Here is an 18,677-nt window from a genome sequence, read left to right as displayed (position 1 = left end):
GGGGCCAGCAACCGCCAAATCCGCACTGCTACACTGCTCCCGACCTCACTCCCTGCCCTTTAGCCTTGGCCCAAGCACCCCACAACCGCGCCGCCCAGCGCAAGCGCAAGTCCAGCTGGTCATCGCTGCGCATGCCCCAGCACATGGCATCTACCCTGCAGAAAAAGCACTGGCTGCGTCTGCATGGCCTGTGCATGGGGCTGCTGGTCTTGCTGGTGATGTGGGCGGTCACGGCAGCACTGCTCCATTCCGGGGTGACATCGATGGCGCTGCGCTATGCCATCAGCCTGGGCGTGGGCTATGCGGTCTACCTGCTGGTGCTGCGGCTGTGGGCGGCCTACCTGGTGCGCAATGCCTATGCGCGCAAGCGCGAAGACTCCTGGGTCGATGGCATCGACCCGGTGCCCGATCTGCACGTAGGCAGGGGCGCGCCCGATTGGCAGTCAGGCGGGGGCGGCAATTTTGGTGGTGGTGGGGCGTCAGGAGATTGGGCGGATGTGGACCTGTCGTCGGCTACATCCGGTGCTTCCAGCTCCTGGACCGATGCCGTCGATGTGGTCGATATCGGCGGCGGCGATGAGGGCATCATCATCGTGCCCATCCTGGCCGTTTTTGCCGGCCTGCTGCTGGCCTTCTTTGGCTTTGGCGCGCTGCTGTGGCTGTACTTTGGCGTGGATGTGCTCTTGACCGTGGCGGTGGAACTGGCCTTTTCGATGATGACCGCCCGCGCCCTGGTGCGGGTCGAGCGCGCAGGCTGGCTGGCCTCTGCCGTGCGACTGACCTGGAAGCCGCTGCTCGGCGCCCTGGTCTGCGCCGTGGCGCTGGGTGCGCTGGCTGACTGGTGGGTGCCAGAGGCCACCACCTTGCGCGAAGTGATTGCCCATATCCGGGGCACGCGATAACAACCTTGGCCTACCCAGCGCTGCCACAAAGCCGGTTTATGCTGCTCCTTTGCTGGCCGCCACGGCTTCCCCCCATCCATGACAAGGACTGTTCATGCCCATCGTCGTTACCGCCCAGAACACCATCCAGATTGGCGCTGCCGAGCCCCTTCAAGGCAATGCGCCCGAAGGCAGCTATGCAGCGGTGTTTGAAGACGATGGCGACACCGCCTACTTCTATGCGCTGGATTTTGCGAACGCCGAGCAACCCATCCAGAACGCGCTGCACATCTACAACGTGGCCGATGTCTCGGACAAGCACCTGCCGTCCGAGGTGACGATTGGCTGGTCCACCGATGGCAGCAAGGTCGTGCTGCTGATCAATGGCTACCCGCATGCGGTGTTTGATTTTGCGGCCAAGCAGGGCTACTGCCGTACCGCCTTCCCGCCGCCGGATGCAGATTCCGGCTGGAGCGGCCATGACTGGTCCGACGATGCGGTCGAGCTGTTTGCCACCGAAGCCTGATACCGAAAGGCGCAGCCGCATGCACAGCCACCAGTTCGCGCATTGGCCCTTTGCCGATGCGCACAACACCGCCAGCTTTTCTACGACCAAAGTGGTACGCGAGCATCTGCCAGTGTTGATGGTCTCGCATGATGCCGATGGGGCTTGGCAGTTTCTGGATGCCACCACCGACGAGCCCGGCGAGGCCCTCTTGGTCTGCATGGCTTGCATCTATGAGCGCGACCAGAGCCTGGAACAAATCGCAGACCTGCCATTGGGTTGGAGCGCCTGGCGCCAGGAAGTGGGCGGCGCCTGGGAGCGGTTTGAAAACCCGCCAGAGGACGACGGCGAAGACGCGGACAGCGCGGATTGAACCTCAGGCATCGGCGCCCTGCTCCAAGCCACCTCCACCCCCAGGGCTGCCGCCATCCCTTATTCTTGGAGTTTTGTTCAACCCAAGGCCCGCATGCCCTACACCGTTCAACACGAAGAAGCCGATTCCAAAGGCGCGTTTTTTATCAACCGCGATGCCGCACGCGTGGCCGAGATGACCTACAGCCGCACCAATGCCACGATGATCATCATCGACCACACGGAAGTGGATGATTCACTGCGCGGCGAAGGCGCCGGCCGCCAGCTGCTCAATGCCTTGGTAGCTTGGGCCCGTGAGACCCACACCAAGGTGCTGCCACTGTGCCCCTTTGCCAAGGCGCAGTTTGCCAAGGATGCGTCGCTGCGCGACGTGCTGTCCTAACGCCTGAGGAACCTCAGCCGCGCCCTATATAGCAGGCTGCCGCCATGGCAACCTGCGCGGAGCGCGTGGACTCTGAGCTTCAATACATGATTCTCGCCACGCCGCTTTTGACTGCGAATCTACTCAGAAAAATTTGCTTTTCTGAACTCCAACTCATAGCTCGGCATTCCCACACCGCCGCCAGCCGCTGACTGTTCCAACTTCAACACGGACACATCTTCGCGCCTGGCAAATTCTTCAAAGATAAGCGCTAGCATATAAAAAATATGCTTTGGCGCAGCAATGTAGGCCGTCAGCGGCTTCATTTCTTTGGCTATTATTTTCCCATTGACCTGCACCGAATAGGGCCAAGCCTTCTCTATGAGGCCGGCCACCGGTAAATTTAAAAACGGCTCTGCTGTATTTTTACCAAACACCCAGTCAGCAGCAAATCCAGAAAATGGCAACATTGCTGAAAATTCATTCAATGTGATTTTTGAAAAATCACACTTCAGATCAATATCATTCCAGCATTGCAGCGCGATATACCTGACATCCCCCGCAGCCCCATTTGGAATTCTCAAAGAAAAGTATTCCCGTTGAGACTGGGATATGCTTTTGAAAAATCCAGCCACCTCCAAGAAGTCGGAATGAGTCACCACCAGACCTGGCAGGGTGATGTACCCATTGACAACCCGATGCTGCCGCCTTCTCTCAATGACTGGATAGCTAATTTTCATAAACATCATCAGTTAGAGAACGCTTCTCCCGCGTATACCTTGATATCAACGCGAATTTGCTTCTTCACATGGTCCTTATCCGCAGGATTGGGACCAAAGGAAAACGTAGGGCCTGCACATACCCCGGCAGGCGGCCGCGCAGAGATCCATGCGGCAGCCTGAGAGAAGTAAACCACCCGGCTGCTCATCTCAGCAGGCGTCAGCAAACCCTGCACCCCTTCCAGCATATTCAAGCCTTGCACGACGGTAAACGGCATGGGTTGCGCCCAAGCCAAAGATTTGGTATTACCATTTCCAGGAATATCTAGCCCCTGTGCTTGAATAGTTCCCCTATGGCATTTATTGTCATTCGGGCAGCTATTTTTTCCAGCATACGCTGATCCTGAGAAAACAAGCGCTGTAACGCCAAAGGCAGCCATGATCTGGGCAACAGCGCTTCCACCGCCCACTACCATTCCGCCCAGCACGCCAGCAACCAGGTACCCCAGCGCGATAAGCATGGCGATCATCGCCAAGATGATCAAGGTGGTAACGATCAGCTCGATCGCTCGGGCAAGAGGTTCCGACTTGGTCTCGCAGGTCATTCCCTCGCCGCCGTTGGCACCAGTCCCAATTATATATGCACCGCTGCCAGTTTGCGGATCGATCGCCACGTAGGCTTCTGCATCCCAATACATGGCACTGACCTTATCCTGCGGCGCATAAACAATATAGCCATAAGAAACGTAGTTGGCTATCTGCTGCTTTAATGTAGTATTAAGACTAGACTTTGATAAAAAACTCGAAAGATTATCACTGGTAATAGAATATATTTTCTGACCCTTTTTATTGGCTTCAGACAGGACTTGCGCAGCAGCCACACCCAAACCAGAAGGCCACTGAAAAACTTCGTCGATGACAGAACCTTCCAATGAAGAGTTCTTCATCCCCATCATCACATTCATGTTGACAAAGGCTTGGTTATTGAAAACACCTTTGTTTTTTGAAATGGCATGGGTAATGCGAGGAATATCAATAGAATAAGCCTTGTAGGCACCAATTCTTGGCACACCCCATGAATAAGTCACCTCCAGTGGATTGGAGAACATCCCTACCGAAGGAAGTCTCAGATACGCAAATCCATTTAACTTTGCGAGCACCTTATCGGACACATCCGCTCTGAGAAAATACCCCAAGTTCAAATGATGAAGATTCTCAGTGAAGGTGTTCGGATTGAAGCCATGGTACCGCGCCTTAACCATTTTCTCTGTGACACCCACCGAACTGACACCAAAAACAATGGCATCGCCTACTGCTGAATCCACTGAAAAATTCTTCTGCACACTACCCAACGTGGGTGAATAGATATCAAACCCCCACCACTGCTCACTTCCCATGCGCCGTGGTCCAGAAGTAAACAGCTCCTGATCATTCAGCAGCAGTTTCGTTTTTTGATTGACAAGATATGCTGGCAAATTTTCTGCATTATTAGATGCATAGTTTTGTAAAAGCTCGGCATCCGCATTGGTGGCTGGAACGCCGATGGCACTTATCTTGTTGGAGCCAATATTCGACAGCTGTATTTTTTGGGTATAGCTAGAGTTACCGAGAGATTTATCTATCGCATTTTCGAACAATTTGATGGACACAGACCACTTTTGTGAATCCGGAATCTGAGCCACTGCGGAAGACTCTGTAACAACCACATAAGGCAGTTGCCCCGAAAGCGTGGAGGGTGCCGATTCCTTGATGATCTTTTTGCCCATGATCGCATCCTCACTGAGGTCAATCAGATTGGCTTTGATATGGGCTTGAATCTTGCCGCTATTGTCATTTAAAAAATTTTGCAGGGTCAAGAAATCTACCTTTGCTACCCAACCTTCTGCGCTATTAGCCTCTGACCCGTTGCCAGCGAGTGCCAGCGCCTCTGCCTGACTTAATCCAGAAAAATCTTTAAACTCTACGCCGCTGGCATAGCTGTATTGCTTGTAACTCGAGTCCAATGGAATCCACGCATTAATATTAGCATTGGTATTGTTATGTTGAGGAGGTACGATATCCGCACCGCCCTGAACCGAGCCTTTACTGGCTGCATAATTGATATATGCAGTAACCCACACATGTTCCATTTTTATCTTCTGAATAACTCCAGAAGACACTACACCGACGTTAGCGATTCCCCCTTGGCCCAGCATGTTTTGCGCTGAAGCTGCGTCGTCGAAATTGCCAATGAGGTTCTTTGCTCGGTCCACTGGCAGTTCGATGGTGCCAAACTGGTAGCGGGCGGGGATACCGCTTGCTCTCAAAAGCGCTATGGTCAAACTCGCTATGTCTAAAGAGTTGCCTTTTCCCGACTGTAAAACAGAATCCGCATTCTGCATACTTCCCCATGAAGGAAGCCACTCAATATGGTTCTTGACCCAATTCTGAATCGCAACCGGGTTTTTTTGAAGTTCTGCCGCTTTGGCTTTGATCGCATCGGTCAGGACAACTTCTTCCGTCTCCGCTAAATCGGCGTTTGATGGAGCCTCCTCAGCGGTTGGAAGGGTTGTGAATTGCACGCCACCCACGCTCGTCACTTTGGTAACTTTCGCCACATGCGATTCACTGATGCCAAGCCGCAAATTCCACTCTTGGCGCGTTTGAGCGGGCTCATTTTTGTAAGGTTGAGACGCGTGCCACGGCAGGTCCTTGCTGGTGTTCACGGTCTTTTTATGGGTGTTCTCGGCAAGAAATGCGCCCAGCTCTTGCAAATCAGCACTGTTCACCGAACCCGCAGTTTTGGCCACCAAGGCGCCTCTATCAACGACCAGGCGCGCAACCAGCGCGTCCAACTTCCGCACCTTCTGCTCAAACTCGGCAGCTGCCGCATCGTGGCGGGCCAAGAACTCTGCACTCAGACCTTTTTGCAGCAACGTTGCGCGCATGCTGTGCAAGTCCGCGCGCGCGGCAGCGCTTTCGTCCTGAAGAGCGGCCAGCGTCGCTTGCAGCGATGCCGGGGTCGTCTTGGCGTTGTAGACGGGCGCTGGGCCTGCCTTCTTTTGCTGGGTCAGCGCCAGCGACTGCTGCACCAACAAGTCCTGGGTTTGCTCGCTGGCTTGTTGGATCAGGTCTTGCAAGCGCAGCGAGCTGGCATGTTCCATTTTCTGGGCCTGGTAATTCGCGGCCTTGAGCTTGGCATCCCAGTCTTGCAGGCGCTGCATTTGGCTTTGCGCCAAGGGGCTGTAGGCCTGTTCGGCTTTTTCCTGGGCGATGGCGCTCAGCGGTTGCAGCGCCAGCGCGATGTGGGCTGCAGCCACTACGTAGGCAACAGGACGCACTATTTTCTTGAAGCCGCGCATCACGGCATCGGTCGCTGCGTCACCCGCTGCGGCTGCCATCTGGCTGTTTGCATTAACGATCGCCATATCGTTCTCTCTCTCGTTTTTTGTCGTTGTCATGTGCGGGCCCATACCTTGGCGCATGGGCCCGCTTTGTGGTGGTGCTCAGCGGCCCGCTTGCCGGCGTCGCAGGCCCGCAGCGGCCAAGCAGGCCAGTGCGGCACTCAGCAGCAGCAACCCAGCAGGGCTATGGGCTGGCACCTTCTTGGCATTGCCGGTGTCTGTTCCGGTTCCATTGCCATTGCCGCCGTTGCCAATCTTCAAGGTCGCAGTCGCCACCGCTTCCTCGCAGCCCGCTGCGCCCAGGCTGGCAATCACCAGCACGTGGGCGGGCGCGCCTTGCGGCACGGTCCAGCGGTAGTTCTGGCTCCACTGGCCAGAAGCTGCGACCGACACGTTGGGGGTGGGCGTCTCCATCAGTAGCGCGCCGCTGTCGGGGTTAACCACGCGCAGGGTGACTGCGCCGTTGGCCAGCGCAGCGCCGGGGTTGTCCAGCTTCAAGCCCAGTGCGATGCTGTCGCCAATACTGGCCATGCTGGGCGTTGCGGTAATCGCACCAACGGCACCAGGCACGCAAGCAGCGGCAGCCTTGACCTGGAAGCCCGTCGTGCTTTCAGACAAGAGGTTGCCCACGCTGTCGTACAGCCTGAGCTGCGCCTGGTAGGTGCCCGCTTCCAGTTGCCCGGCCGGCAGGGTGTAGCCAAACTCGCGCGATCCGGCGGGTACCAGCTGCGTGATCGCCTCCGCCTGCTGGAACGATGGGGTCGCCTTCATCCGCTCACGCTTGGTACTCGTCAGCTGCAGCACCACGGTTTCTGCACGCAGGTTTTGCTGCACCACGTTCGATGAAGTGTTGCCTGCACGTGAGGTGATCTGCGTGGCCTGGCCCACCAGGTACTCGGCCTTGTCGGTGCTGATCTTGGTCGCATTGCCGGGCCCAGGGCCGCCAATGACCTTGAAAGGTGCCGTGGCGCTGCCGTAGACCACCCCTTCTGGCGATACCAGCTCGGCCAGCAGCAGGTAGTCGCCCGCCAGCACGCCCGCTACCGGCCAAGTACTGTCCACCTGCAGGGTCTGCCCCACAACGACGTTGACCAGTGCAGGCAAAGGCAAAGAGGCCACGGCATCGCCGTTGGCGTCCAACACGGTAAAGCGCACTTGTGCCTCACGCGCAGCCACACCCTGGTTGGTGACCGGAGCAGAGAAGAACGCGCTCTCCTGGCTGGTGTACACCGGCTTGTCCGTCAACGCCTGGATGCTGATGTTGGCATTGGCGGCAATGCGCGGCACCACGATGGGCGAGACCACCTCTCCGGCCACAAAGCTGTTCTGGAACTTCAAGCTGGCGATCTGCGCGGCCGGGCGCACTTCTTCAATCGCCATGTTGGCCAGCGCCAGGTCAAAGTTGACCTCGCGGCCCGTCTCGGTAATGCCGGTGAACGACCACAGGTACTGCGTGGAGCCATCGGCCTGCGGCAGCGTCTTGGTGGGAGCGGGCTGGATATTTGTCGGCGCCGTGTTGGCCGCAAAGTTCACCACCAGGTCGGCATCGAGCGCACCCAGACGGTCCAGCATCGTGGGCAGCCAGATCTCGATCCAGGTCGAAGACAGCAGCGATCCGCCCAGCCCCTGGTTACTCAGCCAGGAGCCATCGGCGCGCTGCTGGTTGAGCACATACTGAATCGCTCGCCGCAACCTCGGGTCGCTGCGCGAGGGGTTGGTGAAGTCCAGCGCCACGCCGACGATGGCCGTCGCCACCGGGTCGCTGGTGGTGTAACCCGTCGTATTGCCCCAGCCGCCGTCGCTGTTCTGGCGGCTCCACAAGGTCTGCGCAATGTCGTAGATCAGCGTATCGAACTCCGCAGCGCGCGCCGTGCCTTGGTAGTACTCGCGCAGCTTGGACAGGCCCATCATTCTGAACGCCGTGTCCGCATTGTTCGAGGCATTGAATATCGAGCCCGCCACCAGCTTGGTCGCCGACTTCGCCAAGGTCGCGTCGATCTTGGTCGCGACATCAGCAGCGTCCGCCGGCGTGAATGCCATGCGGTTGAGGCTGTAGCTGTCGCTCCACAGCAGCGAGCCATCCGGCAAGGCCACCGCCGTGTTGACGGACGCAAAGCCCAGGCGCTCGACGATCCAGTTCTCGTTGTACCAATACAGCCCATTGCTGGTGCTCAGCAGATAGCCCTTGTCGCCCCACCGCACCAGCTGGTAAGGCGTGCCATTGGTATATGCCGCAGGCGTATCTCTGAACGCGCCACTCAGCTCAAAACGCAAGACGCGGTTTTGTCCGGGGTGGGTCACCAGGATGGCGCCATCGGGCTCCTGCTCCAGCTGCCCACCCGTCGATTCAAGCAGGTTGCTGTTGAGGAACTCCGACAGGTTGCCCGCCTCATCGAGCTTGTAGAGCTTGGTCTGCCCATAGGCTTTGAGCAGGAATCCGCCGCCTGCCAGCTCCATCGCATCGCTGCTGGCCTGGCTGCTGATCTTGACGGGCGTGCCCACGGTGTCCGACAGGTAAACACCCGAGGTGGTGGCGATCAGCAATTTGCCATTGGCCAGCACACGCAGGTTCTGGATCGGCAAACCCGTCGCCACTGGCGTCGCCTGGGCAGAGGCCAGATCCACCGCATAGACAGTTTGCCGGCCCCTGTCCCCCACATAGACCTGGCCGTTGGCAGCCACGGCCAAGCGCTGGTCACCGGTGCTGAGCCCTGCAATGCTGACTGGCGTATTGGTTTTGACGGTGCCCGGGCCGTGCTTGTTCAGCAGCGTGCTGTAGTCCACCAGGCTGGCCACATTGATGCCCGTCGATTGCCCGGTTGAGCCCCACCAGTGGCCGCCATAGTCCGGATTCCACTCGCCGTTGTTGGCGATGGAGACAATGGCTTCGGCCAGCTTGCGGTTGCTCGATGCAATCTCCTGCGGGTTGTGCCACTCCTTGGTCGCCCACAGGCCTAAAGTGGTGGTGGTACGGATGTAGGTTTCGCCCGAGTAATTGACTTTGCCGTCCGCACGCACCTGCTGCAAGATGGCATTCATCAGCTCGTTGCGCTTGTTCTGGTCGAGCGGCTGCACAAAGCGCAGGTTCTTCTCGCCACCCACCACAGCCTGCGTCTGCACATGGCAGGCAAAGCACTTGAGATCGCTCACATGGTGCTGGTAGGCATAGCTGTCGCCATAGCGCACGGCCTTGGTCACGGCATCCCGAATCACGGGCGCCAACGGATCGGTGCTGCTGCCCGATGCCATGTCCAGCCCGGTGATCTTGATCTTGCCTTTGACGGACTGGTCGCCGGGTGGCACCACCGGCTTGTCAACCGTGAACTCGGCCTTGGCCATATCACCCACATACAGGCTGGACTGGATAGCGGCGCCCGGCGCAATGCCTGCCGTCACCTCCACCTTCAGGCTGGCCGCCTTGTCGGGCATCCAGGTACCAAAGCTGATCTCCTGCAGGCCACCAAGCGCAATGCTGGGGGCTTGCGCCGTGGTCTGGTACACCAGCGCGCCGGTGGTGGAGTCACTCACCTTGAGCAAGTAGCCCGATGCGGGCAGCACCACGTTGCCATCGTTCTTGACCAGGGCGCTGAAGGCCACCGGCGTATTCGCACCAGCCTGTACGACCGGCGGCTCTGCATTGGCCGAGCCAGAGAATGCGGCCTGGGGTGTGATGTCCAGTGCGGCGCGCAAGCTGCCGGTGACAACGCCAGTGGGGTTGTCCTTGCCGCGCGAGCCGGGCTCGACCAGCTTGGCAATCACCGCATACCGGCCGGCGGCATGACTGGCGGTGTTCCACTCAAAAAACACCTCCAGCGCTTGGCCAGGGTTCAGCGTCGCATCGCCCAGCGGAATGGCCGCCGCATCCAGCGCAGACAGCGTGGCCACCACATCACCGGCGGGGCCCTGGATCTCCAGCACGATGCTGGTGGTCGATGCCGCTGCCGAGTTGTTCTTCAGCTTGACGCTGGCCTTGACAGGCTTGTTCAAACCCGTGGTCGTGGGCGCTACCACCAAGTCGGCGAGATCGAGAAAGCCCACCCCTGCCGACGCCGGAATCACAAAGTCCTGCGTGATATCGCCGGGCTCGGCAATCGTCAGTTGGTAGCTACGCGATTGGAAGCCACTGGCAGACACCTGCACATCCCAGGCGATGCCTGTGAGCCCATCGAGTACATAGGCACCGGCCGCATTGGTCAGTGCACTGTTCGCACCCACCGCCACCGTGGCATTGGCAATCGCTGCGCCCGATGTATCGGTCACCAGGCCATGCAAGACGCTAGTTTGGCGCGCCGCAGACATCTCAATGGTGCCGGCATCCAGGCGCGAACCAATGCTGGAGGTACCAGACTGGCTGATGGTGCCATAGCCCGCCAGGGTGTACTTCAGGGTGATGGCCCCGATGGGCGCCGTCATCGAGAACTTGCCATCCGCACCCGAGGACCCAGTGGTTTGGGATGAGGGCCCTTGGATCGCGATCGCGACACCGGCCAGTGGCGCTTTCGTCGCCGCATCGATGACCTGGCCGCTCACCGGCACCGAAGTGGCGCTGGCAGAGCTCGCGTCGATCAGCGCAGGCGAGAACACGCCCGTGCTGCCGGCAGGCAGGTTGGCCGTGCCCGATGCACTGACCCAGCCCGCTTTGTCAGCAGAAAGAACGACTGCACCGGCGGCCACGCTGGTGATGCTGTATTTGCCTGCGGCATCGGTGCTTGCCTGGTAGCTTGTTCCAGCTGCCGTGTTCTTCACCATCACCGTCACCCCGGCCATCGGTGCGCCACCGGTCTCTTGGGTCACCGTTCCTTGCACCGTCACCGTCGTCACTGCGGGGTCCGGGTTGGCAGGCGGGGTCACGGTGATCGCCTTGGTCAACGTGGGCGAGAAGCTCAAGCTGCCGCGCGCCTGCACTACCCCCGATCCCATCACCAGGCTATAGCCTTCCTTGGTCGCCGCAACGCCTACCTGGCCGGCGGGCGATACCGCAATTTCGTACAAGCCTTGTGCATTGGTCTGCACCGAGATGGGTGCTCCTCCCGAAGCCGGTGTCACCGTGACCGTTGCGTTCTCCAGCGGCGTGTTGCTGCTGCCATCGAGCACCATGCCCAAGACCGTGCCCGAGTTGGCCTGTTGGCCCGGGTCGGTCGGCTTGACTGCCACCAAGGCCAAGGCCCTCAGAGCGAGGGCGGTCGTGTAGCTGTCGGCTTCCCAGGATCCATCGGGCTTTTGGCTGCCCAGCAAATAGCTCCGCACCTGGGTGGCGACCTGCGGGGCCGATGCGGTGTAGGGATGCACCGCTTCAAACACCAAGGCCGTGAGCATCTGGCTCTCGCCCCATGCGCCAGAGGCGGCTTGCTTGGCGAGCAAAGCCTGCGCCAAGGTCTGTGCCAAGGCCAGGGTGCCGGCGTCTTTCAGGGCATCGGCGTTGATGGCGCGCAGCACCACGGCCGTGGTGTAGAGGTTGGCATAGCCGCCCGCCTTGAGCATGCCGCCAGACTGCTTGGACATCAGCCACTGCATCACCCCTTGGCGCGTGGAAGCTGCCGGTGCGGCAAAGGTGCTGTACCCCCAGGCCGTGTCGATAATGCCGGGCACCATCTCGTCGGGATAGGTGGCATAGCCTTTGTCGGCAATAAACCGAGAGGACAACGGCGAGGTAATCTGCACACCCTGCTGGGTTTTGAGCGACTGCCAGCAAGCCAGGGTTTCGGTCGGTACGTTATCGCCCGATGCGGGCATGGCATTCACCAGCGCCGTTACCTGGCTGTTATTGCCTGCCAGGCGCAGCAACGTTTGCGCCGCTTCGCATTGCGCCTGCGCAGCGGTACCAAAGCGCGATTTACTGGCCAGTTTGCCGGAGGGCAGAACCTGCCCCTGCAACCATGCCAAACCTTTGGCCTGCGCCACGCCATCGGCCCGTGCTGCAGTCACCCCGGCAGCCATGAACAGCAGCAATAACAGCCATATCGATAAGCGTCTGCCCAACGCACGAAAAAAATGCTTCCCCTCTGACACCATGGTCGTCACCATCCATCTCTCGTATTTATAAAAATCGCAGCAGACACGACAACGCGGGTGCGTACAGGCATCCCTCCGTTTCAGATCTGCAGGTATTGGGTTATCCCGGTATTCGCCACCACAGCGGGTGAGCCAGCCAGCGCGGCGCTGGTTCCAACCTCTCTGAAAGGGGTCGATGGCTATGAGAATTGACCAAGAGTGCGATCAGCTAGTCATAGTGATCACTCACCACGCATTGCCAGCGTGGTTTTCGCCAGGGTGGCGAAGCATTACGACATCGATGCAGCGCGCGGCCGCTTCCCTCCCTCAGGCTCCCCTTATATACATTTTGTTTCCATTTGATATAACTATGGAGGCAAATGTAGACGAGCTTTACAAAAGCACCTAGCGTGTTTGTAACCGTCGAAATGACGGTGGGTTTCTCATGGACTGTCAGCGACTTGTCAGTATGGGCGGCTATGCAGCGTTGCGCCAGCTATTCACCATCAGCCTATGGAATATATTGTTTAGCTCTATCTATGCTTGGCTGTAAGCTCTGTTTTTCGATAGCAGTTGCCAAGTCTCACCGGCATGCCCTGTCCCTATTCGTCCCAATAGTTCTTGGCAAAATGCAGCCAACAATCTCCGCAAAGCAGCGGCCATATTTATACAGATTCACACATATTGAAACACAACAGCTGTGCTTTTAAGCGTGCCGGGTTTGGATATGTCTCATTTCGGCGTAATGCGTCGTTACGTCCTCAAAGGCAGTTGTGTTGGTATCAACAGCCGTCTTAAACCATTCAATGACGCGATAAAGCCTGGCGACAAAAACCCTTTGGCGGGCGAGCGCGTTGAATGGCAGCTGTACTCCGTATTCCGACGACCAATACGCAGCCAATCAAACGGCCAACACCCCATCCCGCAACTGCGCCAGCGCCCCATTGCCCAGCGCTTGCGCGTTGTAGCACAGCCCAATGCGGCGTTTGAGCTCCACCTCCAGCGGCTGGGTCTGCACGCCCGGCATTGCTTGCGCGAGGGATTCAGGCACGATGGCCCGGCCCACACCGGCCGCCACCAGGTCCAGCGCCAGCGAGAAATTGCCGGCCAGCGCGGCGGGGGTGTCGGCGCGGCTGCCGTAAATCGGCACCAGGCGTTGGTGGCTGGCGTGGCTGGGGCAGACGATCCAGTCGGTGGCGAGGTCTTGTGGGGTGCCCGCTGCGTTGTCTGGTGGCAGCGCTTGGGCGGGCAGGGCCAGCACATAGCGCTCGCTGAGCAGCGGTAAAAACAGCTCGTCCTCGCAGCGCAGCTCTTCGCTGGCCAGGCGCGCATCGCCCTCGCATTGCGCCAGCAGGTGCAGCTGCAGGCCGGGCACGCAAGCCCGGGCGGTGGCGGCCAAGTGCTGCACGGTGCTGCGGGCCACATCTTCTTCGACGCCAATGGTCAGGCGCGCACGCGCGCCGCGCTGGCGAAAGCGCTGGGCCAGGTCGTCGGCCTCGGCCACCATGCGGCGCAGCTGGGGGTAGAGCGCGCGGGCGTCGTCCGTCACCTCCACCCCCCGCGCCTTGCGCACAAACAGCGCCGTGCCCAGGGCCTCTTCCAGCAGGCGGATGCTGCCCGACAGCGCCGGCTGGCTCAGGTGCAGGCGCTGCGCGGCAGCGGTGATATTGCGCTCTTCAAAGACGGCGACAAAGGCGCGGAACTGGCGGTAATCCATCACAAGCCATAAGTAAAACGTATGAGTGAAAGAAGAATAAACCATTTTTCAAACGACATACGCTCGATCTACACTAGATTCTCTACTGATTCATCAGAAAAATCTATTTCTTTAGAAAGCCACAACACCATGCAAAACCGCCAACCCCTGATCGTCATCACCGGTGCCAGCTCGGGCATTGGCCTGGCCACCGCGCAGCTGTTTTCGTCGCTGGACCACCCACTGCTGCTGCTGGCGCGCCGGCTGGAGCCCATGCAGGCGCTGAACCTGCCCGACACGCTGGCGATCTCTGTCGACGTGACCGACCGCGCCGCACTGGCCGCCGCCGTGCAACAAGGCGAAGCCCGCTTTGGCCCGGCCGATGCCATCGTCAACAACGCCGGCGTCATGCTGCTGGGCGAGATCACGCGCCAGGACCCGGACCAGTGGGACCGCATGCTCGATGTGAATGTCAAAGGCGTGCTCAACGGTGTGCATGCTGTTGCCGCCGGCATGGTGCAGCGCCAGCGCGGCAGCATCATCAATGTGAGCTCGGTCGCGGGCCGCAAGACCTTCCCCAACCATGTCGCCTATGTCGGCACCAAGTTCGCCGTGCATGGCCTGACGGAGAACCTGCGCGAAGAGCTCGCTGCCCACAATGTGCGCGTGACCACCATCGCCCCCGGCGCGGTGGAGACCGAGCTGCTCGGCCACACCACCGATGCGGCCATCAAGTCCGGCTATGAGGACTGGAAAACCGCCATGGGCGGCAAGGTGCTGGCGGCGCAAGATGTGGCCAACGCCATCCACTACGCCTATGCGCAGCCGGCCGGCGTCTGCATCCGCGAAATCGTGCTCGCCGCAACGCGCCAGCAGGCCTAAAAGCACCGGCTCCACCCCGGCTACAGCCTCCATCGCCGCCAGCAGGTTGCGGCCTTGGAGGCTTTTTTGTGTCTCACTTCAACAAACCAACTTGAAAGCGAAACTGATCCTAAGTATTAGTTTTAATTAATTTGTTATCAAAATCTCCGCTTAATAGCTAGTATTTGTAGAAATACTAATACTTAAAAATCTACTGAAAAGTGCCCCAGGCACTGCAGTGGATCCACAACGGAGACGACATGAAGACAACCTCGGGTCTCGATGTCCGCGCCTTGAAGATTTTCGAGGCGGTGGCGTCTTCGGGCAGCCTGTCCAAGGGCGCGGCAGCGCTGGGGGTCACGCAATCGGCGGTGTCGCAAACGATCACGCAGATCGAGGCGATCTTGCAGACGCAGGTGTTTGACCGCTCGCAGCGGCCGTTCAAGCTCACGCCGGCAGGCATTGCACTCAGCCGCCGCGCCGGGCAGATTGTGGAAGACATGGAGCGGCTGGTGGTGCATGTGCGCGATGCCGACCTGGCCAGCCGCCCGGCGATTCGCGTCGGCATGATCGACTCCTTTGCCGCCACCGCAGGGCCGGCCATCGTCAAGAAGGTCACCGAGTCGGCCAGCCAGCTGCTGCTCTGGTCGGGTCTCGCCAACAGCCATGCGACGGCGCTGATGAAGCGCCAGCTCGACCTGATCGTCACGACCGACACGCTCGACGACATCGACCACATCGTGCGCCGCTCCATCTTCTCCGAGCCTTTTATCGCGGTGATCCCCAAGGTGCGCGAGAAAGAGTTCAAGAACGCCGACCTCACCACCTTGATCGAGAAGATGCCGCTGATCCGCTTCAGCGCCCGCTCCCACTTTGGCGCGCTGATCGAGCGGCACCTGCGCCGCCAGGGCTTCAGCCCGCGCCCCTATCTGGAGATCGACACCTCCGACGTGGTGATGGCCATGGTCGCCGCCGACCTGGGCTGGACCGTCACCACCCCCATCTGCCTGCTGCAGGGCCGCACCTACAGCGGGCAGATTACCGCCATTCCGCTGCCCGGCGCCAGCCTGCACCGCACCATCTACCAGCTCTCCCGCGAGGGGGAGTATGTGGACATGGCCGAGAACTGCTTCCAAGTGAGCAGAAGCGTCATGGAAAACGACATCTTTCCCGATGTACGCCAACTGATCCCCTGGCTCAGAAGCGGGATCGCGCTGAGCTAGCCAGCCCTTGCACAAGCCGCTCTCCATGGCTGGGATGCCACCGCATCCGCGCCAGGGGAGCGCCTTGTCCAGCGATTGGCCAGCTCTTGAAAAACAGGAAATCCAAGGAGACACATATGACCCTCAACCGCCGTTCCTTTATCCAACAAAGCGCCGCCGCCTCATTGGCCGGCGCGCTGTCGCTGCCCAGCTGGGCGGCCGATGCGACCGTCAAATACGGGGGCTCACCCTGGCTGGGCCACTACCCCGCCCACCTGGCGATGGCCGAAGGCTATTTGAAGGAGGTAGGCATCACGCAGGACTGGCAGTCCTTTGCTACCTCGTCGGCCCGCATGAGCGCCTTCATGTCCGGCGGCGTCGATATTGGCTGCGCTGGCATTGTTTCGGCGCTGGCGCTGATGTCGCGCGGCGCCAAGCAGTTCGCGATCATTGCGATTCCGGAAAACTTTGGCCGCGTTGAAGGCCTGGTCGCCCGCAAAGGCATCGAGACCGTGGCCGATCTCAAAGGCAAGAAGATCGGCGTGACTTTCGCATCCAGCACCCACCTGCTGGTGCTCGATGTGCTGGAGCAGGCCGGCATCAAACCGGGCGAAGCCGATGTGCTCAACATCCCCGGCCCGGAGCTGCATGGCGCGATCAAGACCGGCCAGATCGATGCGGCCGCCGCCTGGACCCCGCACTTTGACAACATCCTGCGCGAGCCCGGCGTCAAGCTCTTGGCCGATGACTCGCAGTTCAGCCTCTACAAGTCCTTCAAGGTCACGCCCGGCCCCGATGTGCTGCTGGTGCGCCGCGAGTTTGCCGCCAAGAACGGTGAGCTGGTCAAGCGCTACCTGTCGGCCTACTTCAAGGCCAGCGATCTCCTGCGCGAGCAGCCCGAGAAGGCCTCGCAGGCGCTGCTCAAGTTCACCGGCTTGACCATGAAGGAGCAGATGTCGGCCGTCACCGGCTCGGACTGGTACCCGCAAGCCCAGCAAAAAGAGCTGCTGACGGGCGAGTTTGTGCAAGGCCTGCAAAAGCTCGCCGAGATGCTGGTCAAGCACAAGCAGATCGACAAGGCCCCGGTCGTCAAAGACTGGATCGATGCCTCCTTTGTCTGAAGGCCGGAGCACACCCCGTGATTGCCAAACCCCCTTCATCCATGGCGCTGGCCGCCACCAGTGCGGCTTCCGTGCTGCTGTTCATCGCCGTCTGGGAGGCCGTGTGCCGCGCAGGCCTGGTCGACCCCATCTTTCTGCCCCCGCCCAGCGCCGCGCTGGGCAAGGCCGCCGCCATGCTGGGCGACGGCACCTTCTGGCCCCACATCCTGGCGTCTGCGCGCCGGGTGATGATCGGCTTTTTGGCGGCCACCGCCGTCGCCATTCCGCTGGGCATTTTTCTGGGCACCTCGTCGTACGCCCGGGCGGCCTTTGACCCCATCCTGTCGTTTCTGCGCCCGCTGCCCTCGATGAGCTGGATTCCGCTGTCGCTTTTGTGGTTCGGCATCACCGAGACGCAGAAGTACAGCATCGTCTTCATGGGCTGCTTTGCGCCAGCGATGGTCTATGTGATCGAGGCCACGCGCAATGTCGATCCGCTCCTGGTGCGCGCCGCGCAAAACCTGGGCGCCAACCGCTGGCAGGTGATGAAGGAGGTGATCCTGCCGGGCAGCCTCTCGCAGATCCTGAGCGGCTTCAAGGTGATCCTGGGCCTGGCCTGGACCTGCGTGATCGCCGCCGAGCTGGTCGCCGCGCGCGAAGGCCTGGGCTTTCTCATCATGAACGGCAAGGAGTTCTTCCAGACCGAGGTGGTCGTGCTGGGCATGGTGCTCATCAGCACCACGGTGCTGATCACCGACTTTTTCTTCCGACTGATTGAAAACTGGGTACTGAGGTGGAAACAATGAACGCGCAACACAAAGGCCCGATGATCTCGATCCAGGGGATCGCCAAGCACTACGGGGATTTCAAGGCGCTCGAGCGCGTCGATCTGGAGATTGAAAAGGGCGAGTTTGTCGTGCTGCTGGGCGCCTCGGGCTGCGGCAAGTCCACCCTGCTCAACCTGGTCACCGGTTTTGACAAGCCCACGGCCGGGCGCATCGTCGTCAACGGCCGCGAGGTCAACAAGGTCGATCCGCACTGCGGCATGGTGTTCCAGCAGTACGCGCTCTTTCCCTGGCTCACGGTGCTCGACAACGTCGCCTTTGGCCTCAAGATGAAGGGCATTGCCAAGGCCGAGCGCCTGCAGGTGGCGCGCCGCTTTATCGACATGGTCGGCTTGCAGGGCTTTGAGGACAAGTACCCCAATGCCTTGTCCGGCGGCATGCGCCAGCGCGTGTCCATCGCCCGCGTGCTCGCCAATGACCCCGATGTGATTCTGCTCGACGAGCCCTTTGCCGCGCTCGATGCGATGACGCGCCAGGTGCTGCAGGACGAGTTGCTGCAGATCTACGAAAAGAGCAAGAAGACCATCATCTTCATCACCCACTCCATCGACGAGGCGCTGCTGCTGTCCACCCGCATGCTCATCATGAGCGCACGGCCCGGCCGCGTGGTGACCGATATCCGCAACGACCTGCCCATGCCGCGCAATGCGCAGGTGCAGCTCTCGCCGCGCTACAACGAACTCAAGGGCCAGATCTGGGACACCGTGCAGTCCGAGGTCATGCGCAGCCTGCAGGCCACCCGCCACTAACCACCACCACCC

General features: G+C 60.0%; 13 protein-coding genes. 9 read left to right on the top strand and 4 right to left on the bottom strand.

From position 1 onward, the window contains the following. Positions 1 to 65 precede the first annotated feature (65 nt). From WH303_RS03940 to WH303_RS03925, 4 genes are all read left to right on the top strand, one after another. A complete protein-coding gene (locus WH303_RS03940) occupies positions 66 to 902 on the top strand; it encodes a hypothetical protein (RefSeq protein WP_339517081.1) in 837 nt (278 codons plus the stop codon). Between the two features lie 94 nt (positions 903 to 996). Continuing rightward, positions 997 to 1,407: a DUF2251 domain-containing protein gene (locus tag WH303_RS03935; protein WP_339517080.1), complete on the top strand. Its 411-nt coding sequence runs from the start codon at positions 997 to 999 to the stop codon at positions 1,405 to 1,407. 19 nt (positions 1,408 to 1,426) lie between these two features. Then, positions 1,427 to 1,759, top strand: a complete 333-nt coding sequence (locus tag WH303_RS03930; RefSeq protein ID WP_339517079.1) for a hypothetical protein — start codon at positions 1,427 to 1,429, stop codon at positions 1,757 to 1,759. A gap of 93 nt (positions 1,760 to 1,852) precedes the next feature. Then, a complete protein-coding gene (locus WH303_RS03925; protein ID WP_133859135.1) occupies positions 1,853 to 2,140 on the top strand; it encodes a GNAT family N-acetyltransferase in 288 nt (95 codons plus the stop codon). 119 nt (positions 2,141 to 2,259) lie between these two features. Here the strand turns inward: WH303_RS03925 and WH303_RS03920 are convergent, their stop codons facing one another. The 4 genes from WH303_RS03920 to WH303_RS03905 all read right to left on the bottom strand — a co-directional run bounded on the left by WH303_RS03920 (position 2,260) and on the right by WH303_RS03905 (position 13,929). Beyond that, positions 2,260 to 2,859, bottom strand: coding sequence for a hypothetical protein (locus tag WH303_RS03920; RefSeq protein ID WP_339517078.1), 600 nt, complete (start codon positions 2,857 to 2,859; stop codon positions 2,260 to 2,262). An 8-nt stretch (positions 2,860 to 2,867) separates the two neighbouring features. Beyond that, positions 2,868 to 6,245, bottom strand: coding sequence for a transglutaminase-like domain-containing protein (locus WH303_RS03915; RefSeq protein WP_339517077.1), 3,378 nt, complete (start codon positions 6,243 to 6,245; stop codon positions 2,868 to 2,870). A 78-nt stretch (positions 6,246 to 6,323) separates the two neighbouring features. Beyond that, positions 6,324 to 12,158: a carboxypeptidase regulatory-like domain-containing protein gene (locus tag WH303_RS03910; RefSeq protein WP_339517076.1), complete on the bottom strand. Its 5,835-nt coding sequence runs from the start codon at positions 12,156 to 12,158 to the stop codon at positions 6,324 to 6,326. Between the two features lie 955 nt (positions 12,159 to 13,113). Continuing rightward, positions 13,114 to 13,929 carry a LysR family transcriptional regulator gene (locus tag WH303_RS03905; protein ID WP_339517075.1) on the bottom strand — a complete coding sequence of 272 codons (816 nt, stop codon included), beginning with the start codon at positions 13,927 to 13,929 and terminating at the stop codon, positions 13,114 to 13,116. 129 nt (positions 13,930 to 14,058) lie between these two features. Here WH303_RS03905 and WH303_RS03900 point away from each other — a divergent pair, with 129 nt between their 5' ends. From WH303_RS03900 to WH303_RS03880, 5 genes are all read left to right on the top strand, one after another. Next, positions 14,059 to 14,790: an SDR family oxidoreductase gene (locus tag WH303_RS03900; protein WP_339517074.1), complete on the top strand. Its 732-nt coding sequence runs from the start codon at positions 14,059 to 14,061 to the stop codon at positions 14,788 to 14,790. A 239-nt stretch (positions 14,791 to 15,029) separates the two neighbouring features. Beyond that, complete coding sequence (locus WH303_RS03895; RefSeq protein ID WP_260718621.1) at positions 15,030 to 15,992, top strand: LysR family transcriptional regulator; 963 nt, start codon at positions 15,030 to 15,032, stop codon at positions 15,990 to 15,992. 116 nt (positions 15,993 to 16,108) lie between these two features. Beyond that, positions 16,109 to 17,092, top strand: coding sequence for an aliphatic sulfonate ABC transporter substrate-binding protein (locus WH303_RS03890; protein ID WP_339517073.1), 984 nt, complete (start codon positions 16,109 to 16,111; stop codon positions 17,090 to 17,092). Between the two features lie 41 nt (positions 17,093 to 17,133). Continuing rightward, on the top strand, positions 17,134 to 17,877 hold the full coding sequence (locus WH303_RS03885) for an ABC transporter permease (RefSeq protein WP_021028878.1): 744 nt from the start codon (positions 17,134 to 17,136) through the stop codon (positions 17,875 to 17,877). Between the two features lie 20 nt (positions 17,878 to 17,897). Next, complete coding sequence (locus tag WH303_RS03880; protein WP_116925529.1) at positions 17,898 to 18,665, top strand: ABC transporter ATP-binding protein; 768 nt, start codon at positions 17,898 to 17,900, stop codon at positions 18,663 to 18,665. Positions 18,666 to 18,677: the final 12 nt, after the last annotated feature.

Origin of the sequence: Comamonas sp. MYb69 (genome assembly GCF_037479315.1) — a bacterium.
Classification (GTDB): Bacteria; Pseudomonadota; Gammaproteobacteria; order Burkholderiales; family Burkholderiaceae_C; genus Comamonas.
The sequence above is the reverse complement of the archived record's forward strand: the minus strand, read 5'-3'. Positions and strand labels throughout refer to the sequence as shown.

Coding starts and splice junctions, on each gene's coding strand:
- WH303_RS03935 (WP_339517080.1), top strand. CDS start 997: ATGCCCATCGTCGTTACCGCCCAGAACACCATCCAGATTGGCGCTGCC.
- WH303_RS03930 (WP_339517079.1), top strand. CDS start 1,427: ATGCACAGCCACCAGTTCGCGCATTGGCCCTTTGCCGATGCGCACAAC.
- WH303_RS03925 (WP_133859135.1), top strand. CDS start 1,853: ATGCCCTACACCGTTCAACACGAAGAAGCCGATTCCAAAGGCGCGTTT.
- WH303_RS03920 (WP_339517078.1), bottom strand. CDS start 2,859: ATGAAAATTAGCTATCCAGTCATTGAGAGAAGGCGGCAGCATCGGGTT.
- WH303_RS03915 (WP_339517077.1), bottom strand. CDS start 6,245: ATGGCGATCGTTAATGCAAACAGCCAGATGGCAGCCGCAGCGGGTGAC.
- WH303_RS03910 (WP_339517076.1), bottom strand. CDS start 12,158: ATGGCTGCCGGGGTGACTGCAGCACGGGCCGATGGCGTGGCGCAGGCC.
- WH303_RS03905 (WP_339517075.1), bottom strand. CDS start 13,929: ATGGATTACCGCCAGTTCCGCGCCTTTGTCGCCGTCTTTGAAGAGCGC.
- WH303_RS03900 (WP_339517074.1), top strand. CDS start 14,059: ATGCAAAACCGCCAACCCCTGATCGTCATCACCGGTGCCAGCTCGGGC.
- WH303_RS03895 (WP_260718621.1), top strand. CDS start 15,030: ATGAAGACAACCTCGGGTCTCGATGTCCGCGCCTTGAAGATTTTCGAG.
- WH303_RS03890 (WP_339517073.1), top strand. CDS start 16,109: ATGACCCTCAACCGCCGTTCCTTTATCCAACAAAGCGCCGCCGCCTCA.
- WH303_RS03885 (WP_021028878.1), top strand. CDS start 17,134: ATGGCGCTGGCCGCCACCAGTGCGGCTTCCGTGCTGCTGTTCATCGCC.
- WH303_RS03880 (WP_116925529.1), top strand. CDS start 17,898: ATGATCTCGATCCAGGGGATCGCCAAGCACTACGGGGATTTCAAGGCG.